Here is a 17,879-nt window from a genome sequence, read left to right on the forward strand (position 1 = left end):
TACCTACGTTTACGTGCGGTTTCGTACGTTCAAACTTTTCTTTTGCCATTTTTCTATTTCCCAGCAAAGTTAATTAAAAAATAAGTTAATTCTGTAATGGTAAGAATATGGTGCTGATAGGCAGATTTGAACTGCCGACCTCACCCTTACCAAGGGTGCGCTCTACCAACTGAGCTATATCAGCATAGTGGAGCGGGCAGCGGGAATCGAACCCGCATCATCAGCTTGGAAGGCTGAGGTAATAGCCATTATACGATGCCCGCATACTGCTTATTCTTTTTGGCCACTATCATAGTGGAGACATGCATATTATATATGTATATCAAACCATCAGAAAACTTTACGCGCAAAATAAAAATTATTCTATCGCGAAAAAGTTTGCGCATTATACGAAGTAGCAGGGATATTGCAAGTATAAATGGGAAAAAAATGTAGGTAAAAACGAATCCAAATATCATTCTGACAATGAGTAGTAAAAGTACCTTTAATAACAATAACTTCATAAATATCACATCAAAAAGTAACCGTTATAAATGTAAGACATTTCACTAAAAACTCAAATGCAACTATTTTGTTAATGCTTTTAACATTTGTAGAATTCACTATCCACGGCAATAAAAACTCGAAAAAAAACAGAAAAAAGAAACACAAAGCAAATAAAAACAACAAGTTACAAAAAAACACGTTTAAAACAAACGGCCAATCAAATAGAAAAATATGCTTTTACAGGGCTAGATCGACTAAAGTTTTATAGCAAATATTTAACACATCTATAAACTTTTTAACTGGCGATACACCTGGCATGCATTCTTATTAACTTTTTTAACAATAATAATAAAGCACCACCGCTAGGTTTATCAAACATTAACGTCAATATGGGTCGTTTTAGGCCTAAGACAACAATTCTGGGAGAAGACTGTGGAGAATTCAAGCTACTGGCAAGAAAACCTTCGCGTAATAAAAATCTGCCTTGTAATCTGGTTTATTGTTTCTTTTGGTTGCGGCTTATTATTTGTCGACATACTAAATGAAATTCAGATTGGTGGATATAAATTAGGATTTTGGTTTGCACAACAAGGTTCAATTTACACATTCTTAGCGCTTATTTTCTGGTATGGAAAGAAAATGAACGACTTAGATAAAAAGTATGATTCAGGGGAATAATAATGGATGAGTTAAAGATATATACATATATTGCAGTATTTGGCACATTCGGTCTGTATTTCGCAATCGCTATCTGGGCGAGAGCTGGATCTACTGCTGATTTCTACGCAGCTGGTGGTGGTGTTACTCCATTCCAAAACGGTATGGCTATCGGTGCCGACTGGATGTCTGCTGCATCATTTATCTCCATGGCTGGTCTGATTGCATTCTTAGGCTACGGCGGTTCTGTTTTCCTTATGGGTTGGACAGGCGGTTACGTACTTCTAGCAATGTGTTTAGCACCATACATGCGTAAGCACGGTAAGTTCACGGTTCCAGAATTTATCGGTGATCGTTTCTATTCTAAGACAGCACGTATTGTAACAATCATCTGTCTAATCGTAGCGTCTGTAACTTACATCATCGGTCAAATGAAAGGTGTTGGTGTTGCATTCTCTCGTTTCTTAGAAGTTGAATACGATACTGGTCTATACATCGGTATGGCTGTTGTTTTCTTCTATGCTGTTTTAGGTGGCATGAAAGGGATTACTTATACGCAGATCGCTCAGTACATTGTACTAATCACTGCATATACGATTCCTGCAATCTTCATCTCATTCCAGTTAACAGGTAACCCAATCCCACAATTAGGTCTTGGTTCTACTCTTGCTGATGGCAGTGGTGTTTACTTATTAGATAAATTAGACATGGTCGTGACTGATCTTGGTTTCCAAGAGTATACCACTAGCAAGCTAGGCGGTTCATTAAACATGTTCGCTTATACTTTATCTCTAATGATTGGTACAGCTGGTTTACCACACGTAATCATGCGTTTCTTCACTGTTCCTTCAGTTAAAGCAGCACGTTCTTCTGCAGGTTATGCATTAGTATTCATCGCTTTACTTTACACTGTAGCTCCTGCAGTTGGTGCAATGGCTCGTTTCAACCTTATGAACACGATTCAACCAGCAGCTGGTGAAAACATCAACTATGCAGAACGTCCTCAGTGGTTCAAAGATTGGGAAAGAACGGGTCTATTGGCATTCGAAGATAAGAATGGCGATGGCAAAATCCAATACACTGCTGATAAGGCAACTAACGAAATGGTTAAAGTTGACCGTGACATCATGGTACTAGCTAACCCTTCAATCGCAAACTTACCTAACTGGGTCATCGCACTTGTTGCGGCAGGTGGTCTAGCAGCGGCACTTTCAACCGCGGCCGGTCTATTACTTGCAATATCTTCATCTATCTCGCACGATTTGATGAAAGGTATCCTTACACCAGATATGGATGAGAAAACTGAATTGATGTTAGGTCGTGTAGTTATGTCTATCTCGATTCTATTCGCTGGTTACTTGGGTCTAAATCCACCAGGATTTGCGGCAGGTACAGTTGCTCTAGCCTTTGGTCTAGCTGCATCTTCTATCTTCCCAGCCTTAATGATGGGTATATTCTCTCGCACAATGAATGATAAAGGCGCAATTGCAGGTATGGTTGCAGGTCTTGGTGTGACAATGCTTTATGTATTCCAACACAAAGGTATCATGTTCATTCCAGGTACTTCATTCCTAGGTGGCTTAGAAGCTAACTGGTTCTTAGGTATCTCTCCAAATGCATTTGGTGCAGTTGGTGCAATTGTTAACTTCGCAGTAGCATACATTGTACTGAAGTCTACTTCACCAGCACCTAAAGAAATTGCTGACATGGTTGATAACTTCCGTTCACCACACGGTGAAATTGCGGCAGCACACGACCACTAAGAAAGCATTTGCTTTAAGCTAAAACCTCTGACTTCGGTTAGAGGTTTTTTTTTGAGTAAACATACTGATTTTATTCGTTTTTATATTTTGCTTTAAGCATACTAAACACACAGAAAGAAGTACCGTTCCACTTCCTCTACTCGTCCTAAATTGGTATGATAGAAGCTGTATACACCTCAACAGACAATAGATATCATCTAGGTATTTGTAGGAAACAATCATGATTTTCAAGAAGTTCAATGACCTTAGCAAGCATACAAAAATTGCCATTTTTGTTGCCCCTATATTATTGATTTTAGGCTTTGGTGCTGCTGATTTTTGGGCCGAATCCCAAGCTAATGAAACGCGCTATTACGAAATGCAACCGATTAACAATATTTGCGATATACAACTGAAAAATTGCATCGTTCAATCTGGTGAGTTCAAGATTAGCATTTATTTAGAAGAAGGACGTGTTACTGCAAATGCAACTTTCCCATTAGATACAATGACATTGATCTTGGTAGATGAGAACGACGTTCAGGAAACTTATCCCATGGGTATGCGTCCAGAGAGCCCGTATTATTGGTATGATACGACACCATTAAAGGACCAGGTTGCTGTGGCAGGCGCTGAACACAAAATCCGCTTTGTTGCGACAGTCAAAGGTGGTCAATACTTTGGTGAATTTGTCAGTACCACCGCTAGCGAATAAGCATTTTTCTGAGCGCTTGTTTTACGAGCGCTTGTTTTTACCCAGCTCCCCACTATTTCTCCACCTATTTATCTGATTAATCATTTTACTCGAACAAGGTTCAGTATTTGGTGAACTATTAACAGCCCATCCATACACAAGAACTATCAATGATTGTTATATGCAAGAATTCTGGTGTGTTTAGGTTTTGATGTATCGGTTTTAGTGTATAGGGATCGGTTTTAATATGTACAGATAATGGTGGAGGGGGCAGGATTCGAACCTGCGAAGGCTGAGCCGGCAGATTTACAGTCTGCTCCCGTTGACCGCTTGGGTACCCCTCCAAAAGGGTTGATGGTGCCGACTGCCGGAATCGAACTGGCGACCTACTGATTACAAGTCAGTTGCTCTACCAACTGAGCTAAGTCGGCACATCATCAAAGCGTATATATCTGAATTACAAGAGTAAAAGTAGATATATTAGAGATTTACAACACATCTCTAAAATGTGAAAAAAACGTATAAATACGTTTTTTAAAATGGTGGTGGAGGGGGCAGGATTCGAACCTGCGAAGGCTGAGCCGGCAGATTTACAGTCTGCTCCCGTTGACCGCTTGGGTACCCCTCCAAAAGGGTTGATGGTGCCGACTGCCGGAATCGAACTGGCGACCTACTGATTACAAGTCAGTTGCTCTACCAACTGAGCTAAGTCGGCACGTCATCAAGTGGTGCGTATATTAGTGGAGAGTTAGGCTCTTGGCAACAGTTAATTAAAGAAAATGCGCATTTTTTTCTAGTCTTGTACGAATGTTATACAAAGACCTGAAAGAACCGCATTTTCGATATACATTTTGGGGTTTTGTTGTATGTTAGCGAGGTATTTTCGGTCGCCGCCACTGATTAGTAGCAGATAATTTTCAGCGTAGTTTTGCATTTGCTCTTGGGCTTGTCTAACTGTACCTTCGACTTGGGCCAAACAGCCAGCATTGACACATTCAGGTGTATCTTTACCAAGGGAAATTGTTGTGGGTGTATCCTCTGTGCCAAAGACCTTTTGGGTGTTCTGGTAAAGGGCTTGTTTTAACATCTGCAAGCCTGGTGCAATAAAGCCACCCTTGTGCATATGCCCCACTACAACGTCACACGTAATTGCAGTACCAGCATCGGTCACAAGTACATTATGTTCAGTGATACGCTCAGCAAAATACACGCCTGCAATCATTGCTAACCAACGGTCTACTCCCATATTTTCAGGAGTCTTATAACTGTTTTGTAAGTGCACACGCCCTATTCGCTGAATTTTTTGGGTTTGCGCGATATGTACTGGTATCCCTTGGGAATGAAGATCATCTATAAATGCACTTAAGTTTTCTGGTTCGCGAACACTCGCTAGCGCAACATGCTGAACACTAGCCAAAACATCGCCTAATTCATTTAAATTCTGTGCTTGGTGAACCTCGAGAAACTCTGGATCAGTATGCGTATCAACCACAGCATACTTGATCGAAGTGTTACCTATATCAATCAATAACCAGTTAGATACCCCTGACACTGATCTCTCCTCCGTGGAAGGCTTGCAACTCACCATTGACTTGCAATAAGATGGCGCCTGTTTCATTAATTCCCATACCTATCCCTTCAATTACCGATTGGCCAGCAAGTAATTTAACCGCTTTGTGATAAAAGGCATCTTTACTGTGCCAACGGTCCATAAAAGGTACCAATCCATACACAATAAAAGTGTCTAGGTGTATATTCAAAAACTTCAATAATAATGCCACTAATTCATTACGACTAATCGGAGCGAGCGTGTGGGTATTACAGTCGGTGAAAGCTTGGTCAATACCCGAAACATCTTCGGGTAAACTCACATTTACGCCTATGCCGATAATGCTATCAACTTCATCGCCAACGGCACCTTCTATTTCTATTAAGATACCTGCAATTTTTTGCATGTTGACATAAATATCATTGGGCCATTTTAGTTGGACATCTTTGACCCCTAGTTCATCTAGGGCATCTGCCACAGCCAAGCCAATCACCAAACTCAGACCAGAAATAGTCTGATACCCCCCCGAAAAGCGCCGATAAATCGACATGTAAATACTACTGGCAAAAGGGGATACCCATGTTTTACCTTGTCGACCACGTCCGGCTGTTTGCGACTCAGCTAAGCACGCGTCGCCATCTTTTAAAACCCCTTCAGCTAACTTTGTCTTGAGAAAAGTATTGGTAGAATCGATGATGGGTTGAATGTAACAAGTTCCTGGGTAAGCTACCTGTTGGACTTTGCTATAGTTGTACTCAATAGATTCGTGATTCAATAAATCGATAGGTTTGGCCAGTTTGTACCCTCTGCCCTTTACCGAAAAAATATCCAAACCAAGTTCACGTAATCCATCAATATGTTTTGCAACTGCGGTACGTGATACTCCGCTTACTTCACCTAACTCAGTACCAGATATAAATTCACCACCGGCTAAAGTTTGTAATATTTTATTGCGTGTTACGTGCATAATTTCTCTGATTACTTTATGGATAATTGTTCGAGTGGCGCAAAAGTACTTAAGTCTGTAGGGCCTTTTTGACCAAGTAAACACACTTCATTTTCTAAATGAACTTGGAATAATTTTGCTACTGTTTTTTGGATAGTTCGCGCAAAACTGAGTACCTCGGGGCCGAGGGCTTGGTTGGCATTAGTTAACACCAGCGCTTGTTTTGGGTGACATTGGACTCCTCCCATATATCGCCCCTTAAAACCCGCCTGATCAATCAACCATGCTGCTGGGATTTTTACCGTATTCTCATTCACAACATAATATGGAACACTAGGGTAGGTTTTTTGGACCTGTTCTAATATTTCTAATGCTACGACGGGGTTTTTGAAAAAACTCCCTGAATTACCTACTTGTTTTGGGTCCGGTAATTTCGCAGAACGGATCTCAACAACTTTCTTAAACACAGTATGTTTGGTCGGGTCTGTGAGTTGCGCTAGCTCACCATAATCCAAGACCAGTTCATATACTTTTGGTAATACAAAAGAGACCTCAGTAATAAAATAATGGCCCTGTAAACTGTGCTTGAAAATACTATCTCGATAACCCAAAGCTAAATCAGCATGAGCGAGTATTCTTTCCTCACCGGAACGCAAGTCAATATATTTCACGCTCTTCAGGAATTGCTTAATCTCAACACCATAGGCCCCAATATTCTGAATAGGGGTTGCTCCTACTGTACCAGGAATCAACGCAAGATTTTCAAATCCGCCGATATCTCGAGCCAAACACCATTCAATCAATGCATGCCAGTTTTCCCCAGCAGCGACGGTTAGGTGATAAGCATCTGCGTTTTCTTGAAGCTCGATCCCTTTGAGACGATTAACAAATACGGTTCCAGAGAAATCTGTAGTAAAAATAGTATTACTCCCCTCACCTAAAATGACATAAGGCTCGGAGCAAGATAAAATTTTCGCCACATCTCTTACCTGTTGTATCTCAACAATATTGGAGGCGTGGTAGGGAAGACCAAAAGTATGAAGGTTTTGTAGTGCTGACACAATCAAAGTCATTTGTTTTTCTTTGAGTATATCAGCGCTACTGCTTTTTTTTTAGTTTTTTATGCTATCAGTTTGCCACTGAGGTGCTCATTTGGATCAGCGTTGTTTCTGTTTCTCTTGGCAGGGTAAAAAACTGGTCACATAGCAAAGCATGTACCTCAGCTAAGTTAACTTGCAAAGAATCAATAAAATCATGCAACGCTTTGCCCTTTAATATATCCACATCTTGGGCCTGAATTGAATCGATGCTATACAACAAGCGTCTTTCTAAGTCTTTGCTCATTGTAAAATCCTGACCGAGCATGAGTAATTTACTCAAACAAAATGCGATACTCCGAGGGAAGTACCGGTCTTGTAAAATAAATTCCACAACATGGCGACGTTTTACTTTGACCCCCATACTTTGGCGATACATTTGATAAGCACTCATTGAACGCAAGACACTTACCCATTGAATATTCTCAAACGGTTTCTCATCGTCTTCTTCAATTAATGTTGCACTGCGCACATCGAGGATCCGCGATGTCATATCCGCCCGCTCCACATACATTCCAAAACGCAAGAAAGTAAACCCAACGTTATGTGACATCGTGGCATCCAGTGCGCCAAATATCGTCAATATACTATCGGATACATGCTCAAAAAAAGCAAACCTTGCACGTTTTGATAAGGCATCTTTTTGATGCTCTTGAATATACAAATACAGACTATTGACTAATTGCCATGTGTGTCTTGGCAAAACTTCACGCACCGAACGCAAATTGTTACGCGCATTAGCAATAGATGAAGCCAGTGAAGACGTATTGCGTTCATCTGTAATCAAATATTTAATTACGTTTTGTTCATTAGGGGTTTTGTAGTGCTCATAAAACCCCTTTTTCACACCAACAATATCCAACAAGGGTTCCCAACCTGTTGATACGCCTTTGGGTAAATCCATCAACAGCAAATTATTGATCATGACTACGCGGGATAAATTATCAGCACGCTCTAAGTAGCGTGCCGACCAATACAAATTTTCTGCAACTCTCGATAACATTATACGGCCTCCGGCTGTGCAACAATCCAGGTATCTTTACTACCACCACCTTGCGATGAGTTTACGACCAAAGAACCTTTCTTCATAGCGACCCTGGTTAAGCCACCGGTAGTGACATAGGTCGATTTACCAGAAGATAAAATAAATGGACGCAAATCAACGTGACGTCCAGCCACGTCATTATGCTCATCTAAAGTAGGTACACGAGATAAATTCAACGTCGGTTGGGCGATAAAGTTTCTTGGATCAGCATGAATTTGTGCAATCGTATGTTCGCGTTCTGCTGGTGTAGCATGCGGTCCTATCAATAAACCATATCCACCTGATTCATTGGCAGGTTTCACGACTAACTTGTCAATATTTTCAATAACATACTGGCGCTCTTTTGGATCTAAACAACGGTATGTTTCAACATTCGGAAGGAGCATCTCTTCACCGAGATAATACTTAATCATCTCTGGCACATAGCTATATACCACTTTGTCATCAGCAACACCTGCGCCAGGTGCATTGACGAGTGCTACATTCCCTGCTCGCCATGCTCGCATTAATCCAGCGACACCAAGTACTGAATCTTTAGCAAAGACCTCTGGGTCCAAGAATAGATCGTCAATCCGACGGTAAATTACATCAACGCGGCGCATGCCGTATACCGTGCGCATATAGACCACGTCATGTTCATCGACCAGTAAATCTGTACCTTCGACTAACTCACAACCCATTTCTTGGGCAAGGTAACAATGTTCAAAATAAGCTGAGTTAAATTTACCTGGCGTCAACACCACAATTTCTGGTTCATCACCAGTTCGTGGCGACATTTCTGCCAACATGTTGAACAACTGTGATGCATAGTCATTGACAGGAAGTACATTGACTTGGGCAAAAAGTTCTGGGAAAACACGCTTCAAAACAGAACGATTTTCCAACATATAAGATACTCCAGAAGGTACTCGTAAATTATCTTCTAAAACACACATTTTGCCTTCGCCGTCACGCACTAAATCGGTGCCACAAATATGCGCCCAAATATCATTTTTCGGTTTTACACCAACGCATTCTTTGCGAAAATTTTGTGATTGAGCTAGCACTTCACCTGGGAAAATTTTATCTTTAATGATGCTCTGTTTGTCATATAAATCGGCAATGAACATATTTAATGCTTGCACACGCTGAGCTAGGCCAGCCTCTACATGTTGCCATTCTTTTTGTTCGATCACGCGTGGAATAATATCCACCGGCCAAGCACGATCAATACAACTGCCTTCACCATAGACGGTAAACGTGATACCTAATTCTTTGATTGCAAGATCTGCAATCCCCCGAGCTTGTTTCATTTCAGCTGCGTTGAGCCCTGACAAATGATCTACAATGGCTTTGCCAAAGGCTTTTGGCTCACCGTTAGTTTGCATTAATTCATCATAAAAGCCGCGAGTATCGTACTGCTGCCATGCGTTTTTCATAACTTTCCTTGTTATTTCTAAATTAATTTAATTGATGCGATTCATATCGACAGATACATCGAGTTGATGGTCTCCACCGCCATAAATCAGACCTTTTAGTGGTGCAACATCCAAATAATCGCGCCCTGTTGCTAAACGTATATGTTGATTACTGGGCAACACATTATTGGTTGGATCAAACTCAATCCAGCCATGGCTGGGCAAAAATACGGCATACCAAGCATGCGTAGCATCTGCCCCTACTAATTTTTCCTCACCTTCAGGTGGAAATGTTTCAATATAACCACTGACGTACTGACAGGCCAAACCAATTGAACGTAAACACGCCAATGCAACATGAACAAAATCTTGGCAGACTCCCTTTTTTAAAGCAAAAATATCCGGAGCTGTCGCATTTACTGTCGTGGCTTGGCTATCAAATTCAAAATCGTTAAAAATACGCTCCATTAGACACTTGCACGCCATCAACATATCGCGTCCAGGACTAAATGAAACTTGGGTATACGCTAGAATATCTGGTGTCGAATGGGTATAAGTCGTAGGTAGACTATGCAAGTAAATATCTAGACCAGCTTTATTCAAAGGACGGTGTACACTGCTATGTACCGCTTCCCAATGTGTATCGATATACACTAATTCTAATTGGGGACGTTGGGCAATTTCCACGACATGCGTTGATGTCACGGCCAATATCTGATGCTGTACAGTAATGTCAAAGTGTGTCACCAAATTATTAAAACTGTCCAAATAACTATACTGAAAACTGGGTACAGGGGATATCCTCAATTCACTTTCCAAGCACGTTTGTTGAGCCAGGTTTGCGGGCATTAAACGCGCTTGATTTTGTGACAAGCTCACCTTATCGGCGTACTGGTAGACGGTCGTATGCGTAATTTTATACTTCATAATTCGCCTCGCTGTATTACACCATAGGTTTGTCTGTGAGCGGTATCTTGGAGCTCGGTATGAGTGAAATACTGAGTCTGAACAGCTTCTCGTAAACTCTGGTAAGCGGCTTGCAAATCAGTGATGACTTGTTCTAAACACAGTCGCTTCCCACCCTCAATGCTTGCTAACTGAACTAGAGGAGTGCTGTGGCATAACGCTTTAATCTTTAACAAACGTTGTTCAAAAGGATGTAAAAATACTGTCCTCGTGGTTTTAGGTAGTTGTGCCGATAGCTCCATTAATGTTTCTATTTGGAAAGCGAGCGACCGGGGGTAATCAATATCCAACAGCATGAGTTCTAAAGCATTTTGTACTGATTCTTGCAGTCGGTAACGGCGTTTAAACGTCACACTGCTTTGTTGCGACTGCAACAACAAGTGCAAACTTGGCTGCTCTAAAGTTGCTAATTGATCATGACATAAACACGCTAAAATTTGGGCTAGTAACTGCTCACTACGTGCGATACGGCGTCCAAAAGAAAGCATAAATTGGCCATTTTGTTGAGACATCACATCTTGTAATGCCCCCTCAAAAGTCAATAAATGTCCCATAATTTGGTCTAATTCAGCTTGTATAATATGCTTAGGCGTATCTACTGTAATCTTGTCTAACCAACGAACAGCTTGGCCGATATGCTCTAAAGGACTTACCCCATCCTGAACCAACAAATCACGGACTTGCCATGCCGTTCGAGTAAAGTCTTGTAAGACTTGCTTAAAACTTGAAGGATTATCTAGTGCTTGTAAGCTATTGATTAAAGCGGTTTTAGCAGCATGTAACTGAGTGTATTCTAAGTGTTCACTATTGAGGGCTTGGTAAGGATAAATACAGCTATTTTGTTTTAACATTTGCTGTAACAACAACATCATTTCTTGGTTTTGGATATCCGGATACATGGGTAGTTCAGATAGTTTATCCATGTACAAACGTAAAAAACGGATATGACTTTCACAGCGCTCTTGTAAATTCCCCAACCAAAACAAGTTTTCAGCGGTGCGACTGACCAACGATTCATCGTAATAATGCGCTTGTTGTAACGGTGTAATTAGATGTTTGATCGGCTGCGAAGCAGGAATTTTTGCAGTTTGAACCCACACATCCTTGGTCGGTATATATTCGTCAGCGGAATTGGTTTGCAACACTAAGGCACTAGGGAGCACTATTATTTGATTCGGTAAAACCAGACTAAAGCAACGAAACACTACCGGTTTCAAACTCAAGCCATCACCTTCCCAAAAGGGAAGTTGCAAGGGATTATCCATTTGCGGAAATTGGGGTAATTGCTCGCGTATATACTGCACAACACTAGCATGCTTTAATAAACCTGTAGTCAGGGGGTTAATCACTGTGACATTGTTACTACGAATGGCTTGGCATAATCCTACAACACTATCAGTCGCGGCAAAAACATGCTCAAGAGGATCTAACAATGTACTATCAGGCCAACGCACAATAATGTCGACTTGCTCCAAACCCGACAAGGTCTTCAACCAGATTTTACCATCGCGGTTTGTTAAATCTCCGCTATGTACTAATTTAAAACCGAGGTACATGGCTAAAAATAACTGTTCATCGTAGTCGCAATCGTTCTGTGTCCCAGCTAACATTACGATATTGGGCTCTGAATTATGCTGACTGGCATCTGCTATCGCACTTTGCATAGCATCCAAAAATGGTAATAAACGAGCAACATTGTGTTCTGAAAAGGCATCACTTAACAGCCGTCTAGACAGCAAACGTTGTTGTAATAAAACACCTAAACCTTTGGGGTTGTTGCCGTTGATGGCATCCAAAGTAAAACAACCTTGTTGATCTAAGGTCACATCAAAAGACAATAATGTGGGGACTGCTTGAGCATGCTTGTATAGATCCAATGTCTCAACTTGAAACAAGGGATCTGCAGACAGCGCAGTACGCAGTTTTGTATCCGTAATTAAAGCTTGTTGCTCATGCAACAAATCGTGGAGTAAATTTTGACAAAGATGGGATATCTGTCCTATGTAAGCGTGAATAGATTCCCAATCTTTTTCGGCAAAAAAACACGGAATAGGATCAAAGCGGTACTGTATTTGACTGCTATTCTCCAAGCGCTGTTCTTGTCTTTGTAAACGCTGTAATTCTGTAGCACGCAAAGCAATATCAACCGGATTTAACTGATTGATATAGTTTTGGTTTAGCGCAAATGTAGCGTTCAACCCCGTACTCTGCTCTACATTAGTCGTCATTTAGAATAAAACTCCACTGGGCGACGGAGATCTAACGTCATCGGATAATGAGGATTTAACGGCTCTTCTGCAGGTATCACAAATGGACTTTCATCTTGGGCTTTTACTTCAGCTCGTGTTGTAGAGGTAGATGTTTGTTCACTTACCGAAGTAACATTACCCAGATAAGTACGCGCAACTGCTTCTGCATACTTAGTCGCAGAAGGCGCAGTAAAACCCTCGTCATCCGTCATCTGACTTATATGAATGGAATGTCCTGAATCATTAAAGCGGGCAATACGTCTTCCCTCCGCCTCTAAACCATTCACCGGAAAAGTATCAAACGCACGTCCTCCAGGGTGGGCCACATGATATGTTATACCGCCTACAGAACGATTGTTCCACGTGTCAAAAACATCAAATGTCAGCGGTGCATGGACCCCAATAGTTGGATGCAGTGCTGATGGTGGTTGCCATGCGCGAAAACGCACTCCCGCTACAAAGTGTCCTTGGGTTGCGGTGGGTTGCAAAGGGACTCGACGGCCATTACACGCTACGACGTAACGATTTGGCTCAGCGTTTTGAATAGCAATTTCAACACGCTCTAGCGAAGAATCAACATATCTTGATGTCCCTTGAGTAGATGCTTCTTCTCCCATTACATGCCATGGTTCAATGGCAGAATGTAACGCGAGGTGCACCGAACCAAACTGAGCTTCACCACATTTAGGGAATCGAAATTCAAAAAATGGCGTGAAATACTCCTGTTTAAACATATACCCAGAAGCTTGTAAGTACTCACAGACTTGTTGTAAATCTTCTCTCACATAATGAGGTAACATATATTTATCATGCAACTGTGTGCCCCAACGCGCCAATGGCTTGTGGTATGGTTTGTGCCAAAAAGAGACTAACAATGCTCTAAGTAACAACATCTGTACCAAGCTCATTCGAGCATGAGGTGGCATCTCGAACCCTCTGAATTCGACAATACCCAAGCGCCCTGTTGCTGAGTCAGGAGAATAAAGTTTATCAATACAAAATTCAGCACGATGGGTATTGCCCGTTAAATCAACCAGTAAATTACGCAATAAACGATCGACTAACCAAGGTTGGTCACACTCGCCTTCAGGAAATTGTGAGAACGCAAGTTCTAATTCATATAACAATTCATCACGTGCCTCATCAACACGAGGCGCTTGACTCGTCGGCCCAATAAATTGACCAGAAAACAAATATGACAAGCTAGGATGATGCTGCCAAAACGTTATAAAACTTCGTAATACATCAGGGCGTTTTAAAAATGGCGATGCCAGTGGTGTAGCTGCGCCCAAAGTAACATGGTTGCCCCCACCCGTTCCTGTTTGTCGCCCATCTACCATGTATTTTTCAGTATTTAGACGACAACTACGAGCTAACTCATAAAGCTTTGTCGTATTTTTAGCTAACGTTGCCCAATCACTTGCAGGATGAATGTTCACTTCAATGACACCAGGATCTGGTGTTACAGCAAACTTATGAAGACGCATATCTTTCGGTGGCTCATAGCCTTCCAAGATAATCTTAAATCCGGTTTGTACCGCTGTTTGTTCAATAGCATTGAGCAAATGTAGAAATTGTTCTGTCGAACGTGTCGGCGGTAAGAACACATACAAGCGACCTTCACGTGCCTCTATGGCCAGAGCTGTACGAATAGGTTTATCGGTCATTTTTGCTCTGTTGTGCGGTACATGCTGACCCAATGGTGCATCTAATACGGAAGGATCATTAAGAATTTCAGGTTCTGTTGTTTGTAAACTCTCCAAAGGCAAGCGATAACCCAATGGTGAATCACCAGGTAACAAGAAACAATGTTCGCGCTTGAATGACCATCGAGTAGATAACCATTGGGAATGAATATCGTCATAGCCCAGTGGAATAACATAACCCACTGGTTGCTCAATGCCTCGTTGCATCTTTTGCAAAAACTGCAAACGTGACATTTTATCTAATAATTTAGGATCATTTGGTGATACTTCTTGAGGCAAAGAGGCCTCTTGCCACATGTGATACAAGGTATCTTCATAACACGTTGTTCGAGCCTCTTTAGGCAATGTCAGAATCGATAATAACTGTGCACTGAATTGTTCCGCTTCGGTTGCACCATAGCCATAATCAGCAGTCACCGCACCTAACAAATCTAAATGCTGCCACAAAGGTAGACCGTCTTTACGCCAATATGCGGCATACTGCCATCTAGGTAAAGCTTCACCTGGATACCACTTTCCTTGCCCGTAATGACGAATACCTTGAGTAGTGAACTCTTGCTCCATCTTCAAGAATAGTTCATGTGCTAATTTGCGTTTGTGCGGTCCATCAGCTTCAGTATTCCACTCTGGGGCTTCATAATCATCAATCGCAACAAATGTAGGTTCGCCACCCATCGTCAGAGGGATATCTGCTTGTTCTAATGCAGATTCAACTTGGTTAGCTAGTTGTTCTACTGCTGTCCAAGTTTGTTCTGTATAGGGTTTGGTAATACGCGGTAACTCTTTGATTCGAGTGACTTCATTAGCAAAATCAAATTGAGTGACTTCACATTCGTCAAGTCCCCCAGTTACCGGAGCTGCGGATATTGGTTCAGGAGTACACGCTAGGGGGATATGTCCCTCGCTGGCAAATAAGCCAGAAGTCGGATCTAAACCAACCCAGCCCGCCCCCGGAATATATACCTCAGCCCACGCATGCAGATCAGTAAAATCTTGTTCTGGACCACTAGGACCGTCCAGAGATTTCTCATCTGGCGCTAACTGGACTATATAACCAGAAACAAAACGTGCAGCTAAACCCATAGCTCGAAAAGCCTCGACCAGTAACCATGATGAGTCACGGCACGAACCCGTTTTTTCAGTCAATGTTTCAACGACGGTTTGCACACCTGGTTCGAGACGGATAGTGTAATCAACAAGGTTGTTGACAGCTTGGTTTACCGCAACCAAAAAATCAACGGTTCGAAGTGGCTGCTTTGGTAGTAAAGGTTCAACAAAATCTAATAAAGCAGGATTACCCTCATAATTTTTTGTATATGCACTGACATCAACAGCAGTTTGCTCATCATAAGTAAAAGGGAAGTTTTCAGCATATTCTTCAACAAAGAAGTCAAAAGGATTGATAGCATGCAGCGGCGCAGTTAAATCAACGCTAAAACTAAAATGGCGCGTAGGTTTATTAAATACAACTCTGGCAAGATAATTACCAAAAGCATCTTGTTGCCAGTTGATAAAATGATCCTCCGGCAGAATTTTTAAACTATAGCTCTCAATAGGAGTGCGACAATGCGGGGCTGGTTTTAAACGAAAAACATGCGGGCCAAGTGTAGTAGGACGATCATACTCGTAAGCAGTATGATGCGTTAAAGCAACAGTAACAGTCATAAGATTCCATTCTTATTTAGGTGACACACCATGTGTCTACAGATATAACACTATAATACCAGTAATATTAGGTAAGAAAAGCAAATAAAGGTCTGATCTGCATAAAAAGTGACCGTATAAAAAATATACTAAGGATAGCAGGAGGATACCTAATAAAAAATAGACTAATGTAGGCTAAAGGATGTTAATAGCTCATCGCAAATGTTGAAAAATTGTAAACAATTTCATGGATCATGAACTATTTATAGTGTAATTTGTCTGAATACAGTGAACAGTAATGTTCACTTAAATATTAGGTGTAAAAATGAAATATCGTGTACTACTGACAACCAGTATAGCTATATGCGGACAACTTGTGGTGTCTAATGACAGTTATGCGTCTGAATCTAAAACTCCTGAACGTATCGATACCGAGAACGTAGTCACTGAAAAGTGGCACCTATCACCAGAGTTTTTACGACAACAAGTCACTTTATCTATGTCACCTGGTAGGGCTGTTAAATCATTAATTAGTCATTATCCAGAAAGTATTACAAGTATTGTCAGTGTGGCTTTGGATCAATACCCTGAGCAATATAAAGAAATTATCTATTCTGCGGTTTCAGCGCAGCCATACTCATCAGAAGAAATTGTTACTATTGCTGTAGACAAAGGAATCAGCGAATGTGCCTCAATTGTAGAAACAGCGATAAATGCAGAACCAAGTTATGTTAGTTTTGTAGCGGCTGCCGCAATGCAGGCATCACCAGAAGATTTTAATGATATTCTCAGAGTGGCAGTAACCACCGAGCCTAACTCAGCAGACAAGATAGTCCAGACAGTGGCTAAAAGCTACCCTGAGCGAATTACTGAAATATTGTCCAATACAGTAAAGTATGTACCTAAAATTGGCGAGTATGTTGTTGATGCGTTATTAGCAGTATTTCCTGATGATGCTGAAGAAGTAGTTTCGATTACTGTACGAGAATCAGCTGCAGATAAAGGGCAGTTAGGCAAAATTATGCATTCTGCTATCAATGCTGGGATTGATAGAGATGTTGTTGCGCAATATGCAATCCAAGGTGGCGCATCAAAAGAAGCAGTGAATCTGGTCATGGCCCAAAGGGAAGAGTTAGAAAAAGCGATTAAATATGATTAGTCTTAGCAAAAGATAATGATGACTGAAATTACCATCAAAAAATAAGAGTTAATCGCAATAAACATTTTGGAACGGTACGATCAGATAAACATTAAACTAAACCCTCCTTTAGTAAGTTAGGACATAGCAACTACCCAAGTGGTGAAATGCGCACGTGGGTAGATATAGAATTGGAAAAATTGGGTTATACACGTAATATCAGTGCAACATCCACATTTCATAGCTTGGCAAAGATAGTTGCTCAATCAAATTTTATTGCAACAGTACCGATGTTAACCGCTATGGATATGTCAAAGCGCTATGGAGTGACTGTTTATCAACATCCACTTAGAGAAATAAAATCGAAATTAATGATGGCCTGGCACTATCGGAATGACAAGAAACCAGAAGATGACTGGTTTAGAAGGCTAATAATGGAAGAGCTTAGCACTTTAGATGAAAGCGAACCAAACTATTAGCATAGATACAAAAAAGCCGCTCATAAAGAATGAAGTGACCCCCGAAAGTTAGACAAAACCTTCGGGGGTTTTTTATGTACAAAT

Annotated in this window: 13 protein-coding genes and 6 tRNA genes; 5 read left to right on the top strand and 14 right to left on the bottom strand. The window is 41.2% G+C overall.

The genetic code is table 11. The features are described 5' to 3' along the window. Positions 1-108 precede the first annotated feature (108 nt). Positions 109-184, bottom strand: a tRNA-Thr gene (locus NLF92_RS12115). Between the two features lie 4 nt (positions 185-188). Continuing rightward, positions 189-263 (bottom strand) — tRNA-Gly (locus NLF92_RS12120). Between the two features lie 655 nt (positions 264-918). On the opposite strand from NLF92_RS12120, the gene NLF92_RS12125 reads away from it, so the two are divergent. The 3 genes from NLF92_RS12125 (at position 919) to NLF92_RS12135 (ending at position 3,600) form a co-directional block, all read left to right on the top strand. Further along, positions 919-1,164: a DUF4212 domain-containing protein gene (locus NLF92_RS12125; protein ID WP_254102334.1), complete on the top strand. Its 246-nt coding sequence runs from the start codon at positions 919-921 to the stop codon at positions 1,162-1,164. A 2-nt stretch (positions 1,165-1,166) separates the two neighbouring features. Further along, positions 1,167-2,906 carry a sodium:solute symporter family protein gene (locus NLF92_RS12130; RefSeq protein WP_254102336.1) on the top strand — a complete coding sequence of 580 codons (1,740 nt, stop codon included), beginning with the start codon at positions 1,167-1,169 and terminating at the stop codon, positions 2,904-2,906. A 220-nt stretch (positions 2,907-3,126) separates the two neighbouring features. Further along, positions 3,127-3,600, top strand: coding sequence for a hypothetical protein (locus NLF92_RS12135; protein ID WP_254102338.1), 474 nt, complete (start codon positions 3,127-3,129; stop codon positions 3,598-3,600). A 238-nt stretch (positions 3,601-3,838) separates the two neighbouring features. On the opposite strand, the gene NLF92_RS12140 is transcribed toward NLF92_RS12135, so the two are convergent. The 12 genes from NLF92_RS12140 to NLF92_RS12195 all read right to left on the bottom strand — a co-directional run bounded on the left by NLF92_RS12140 (position 3,839) and on the right by NLF92_RS12195 (position 16,199). Further along, positions 3,839-3,923, bottom strand: a tRNA-Tyr gene (locus tag NLF92_RS12140). A gap of 11 nt (positions 3,924-3,934) precedes the next feature. Further along, positions 3,935-4,010: transfer RNA gene (locus NLF92_RS12145), tRNA-Thr, on the bottom strand. 112 nt (positions 4,011-4,122) lie between these two features. Beyond that, positions 4,123-4,207 (bottom strand) — tRNA-Tyr (locus NLF92_RS12150). Positions 4,208-4,218: 11 nt separating this feature from the next. Then, a tRNA-Thr gene (locus tag NLF92_RS12155) sits at positions 4,219-4,294 on the bottom strand. 78 nt (positions 4,295-4,372) lie between these two features. Next, the gene (locus tag NLF92_RS12160; RefSeq protein ID WP_254102340.1) at positions 4,373-5,131 is read right to left on the bottom strand and encodes a type III pantothenate kinase; all 759 of its coding nucleotides are present in this window, start codon (positions 5,129-5,131) and stop codon (positions 4,373-4,375) included. Continuing rightward, positions 5,115-6,095, bottom strand: coding sequence for a bifunctional biotin--[acetyl-CoA-carboxylase] ligase/biotin operon repressor BirA (gene birA / locus NLF92_RS12165; protein WP_254102342.1), 981 nt, complete (start codon positions 6,093-6,095; stop codon positions 5,115-5,117). The genes NLF92_RS12160 and birA overlap by 17 nt, the downstream gene beginning before the upstream one ends. An 11-nt stretch (positions 6,096-6,106) precedes the next feature. Next, positions 6,107-7,147 carry a UDP-N-acetylmuramate dehydrogenase gene (murB, locus tag NLF92_RS12170; protein WP_254102345.1) on the bottom strand — a complete coding sequence of 347 codons (1,041 nt, stop codon included), beginning with the start codon at positions 7,145-7,147 and terminating at the stop codon, positions 6,107-6,109. 55 nt (positions 7,148-7,202) lie between these two features. Next, entirely contained in the window at positions 7,203-8,174 is a 972-nt protein-coding gene (locus NLF92_RS12175; RefSeq protein ID WP_254102348.1) for an alpha-E domain-containing protein, read from the bottom strand. Beyond that, positions 8,174-9,634 carry a circularly permuted type 2 ATP-grasp protein gene (locus NLF92_RS12180; protein ID WP_254102351.1) on the bottom strand — a complete coding sequence of 487 codons (1,461 nt, stop codon included), beginning with the start codon at positions 9,632-9,634 and terminating at the stop codon, positions 8,174-8,176. Before NLF92_RS12180 ends, NLF92_RS12175 begins: the two co-directional genes overlap by 1 nt. A gap of 27 nt (positions 9,635-9,661) precedes the next feature. Beyond that, positions 9,662-10,540, bottom strand: coding sequence for a transglutaminase family protein (locus NLF92_RS12185; RefSeq protein WP_254102353.1), 879 nt, complete (start codon positions 10,538-10,540; stop codon positions 9,662-9,664). Then, a complete protein-coding gene (locus NLF92_RS12190) occupies positions 10,537-12,807 on the bottom strand; it encodes a circularly permuted type 2 ATP-grasp protein (protein ID WP_254102355.1) in 2,271 nt (756 codons plus the stop codon). The genes NLF92_RS12185 and NLF92_RS12190 overlap by 4 nt, the downstream gene beginning before the upstream one ends. Next, on the bottom strand, positions 12,804-16,199 hold the full coding sequence (locus NLF92_RS12195) for a transglutaminase family protein (RefSeq protein ID WP_254102357.1): 3,396 nt from the start codon (positions 16,197-16,199) through the stop codon (positions 12,804-12,806). Before NLF92_RS12195 ends, NLF92_RS12190 begins: the two co-directional genes overlap by 4 nt. Positions 16,200-16,503: 304 nt before the next feature. On the opposite strand from NLF92_RS12195, the gene NLF92_RS12200 reads away from it, so the two are divergent. Both NLF92_RS12200 and NLF92_RS12205 read left to right on the top strand, forming a co-directional pair. After that, the gene (locus tag NLF92_RS12200) at positions 16,504-17,337 is read left to right on the top strand and encodes a hypothetical protein (RefSeq protein ID WP_254102359.1); all 834 of its coding nucleotides are present in this window, start codon (positions 16,504-16,506) and stop codon (positions 17,335-17,337) included. A 146-nt stretch (positions 17,338-17,483) separates the two neighbouring features. Next, positions 17,484-17,795, top strand: coding sequence for a type 2 periplasmic-binding domain-containing protein (locus NLF92_RS12205; RefSeq protein WP_254102361.1), 312 nt, complete (start codon positions 17,484-17,486; stop codon positions 17,793-17,795). Positions 17,796-17,879: the final 84 nt, after the last annotated feature.

Source organism: Opacimonas viscosa, from assembly GCF_024199005.1.
Taxonomy (GTDB): Bacteria; Pseudomonadota; Gammaproteobacteria; order Enterobacterales; family Alteromonadaceae; genus Opacimonas; species Opacimonas viscosa.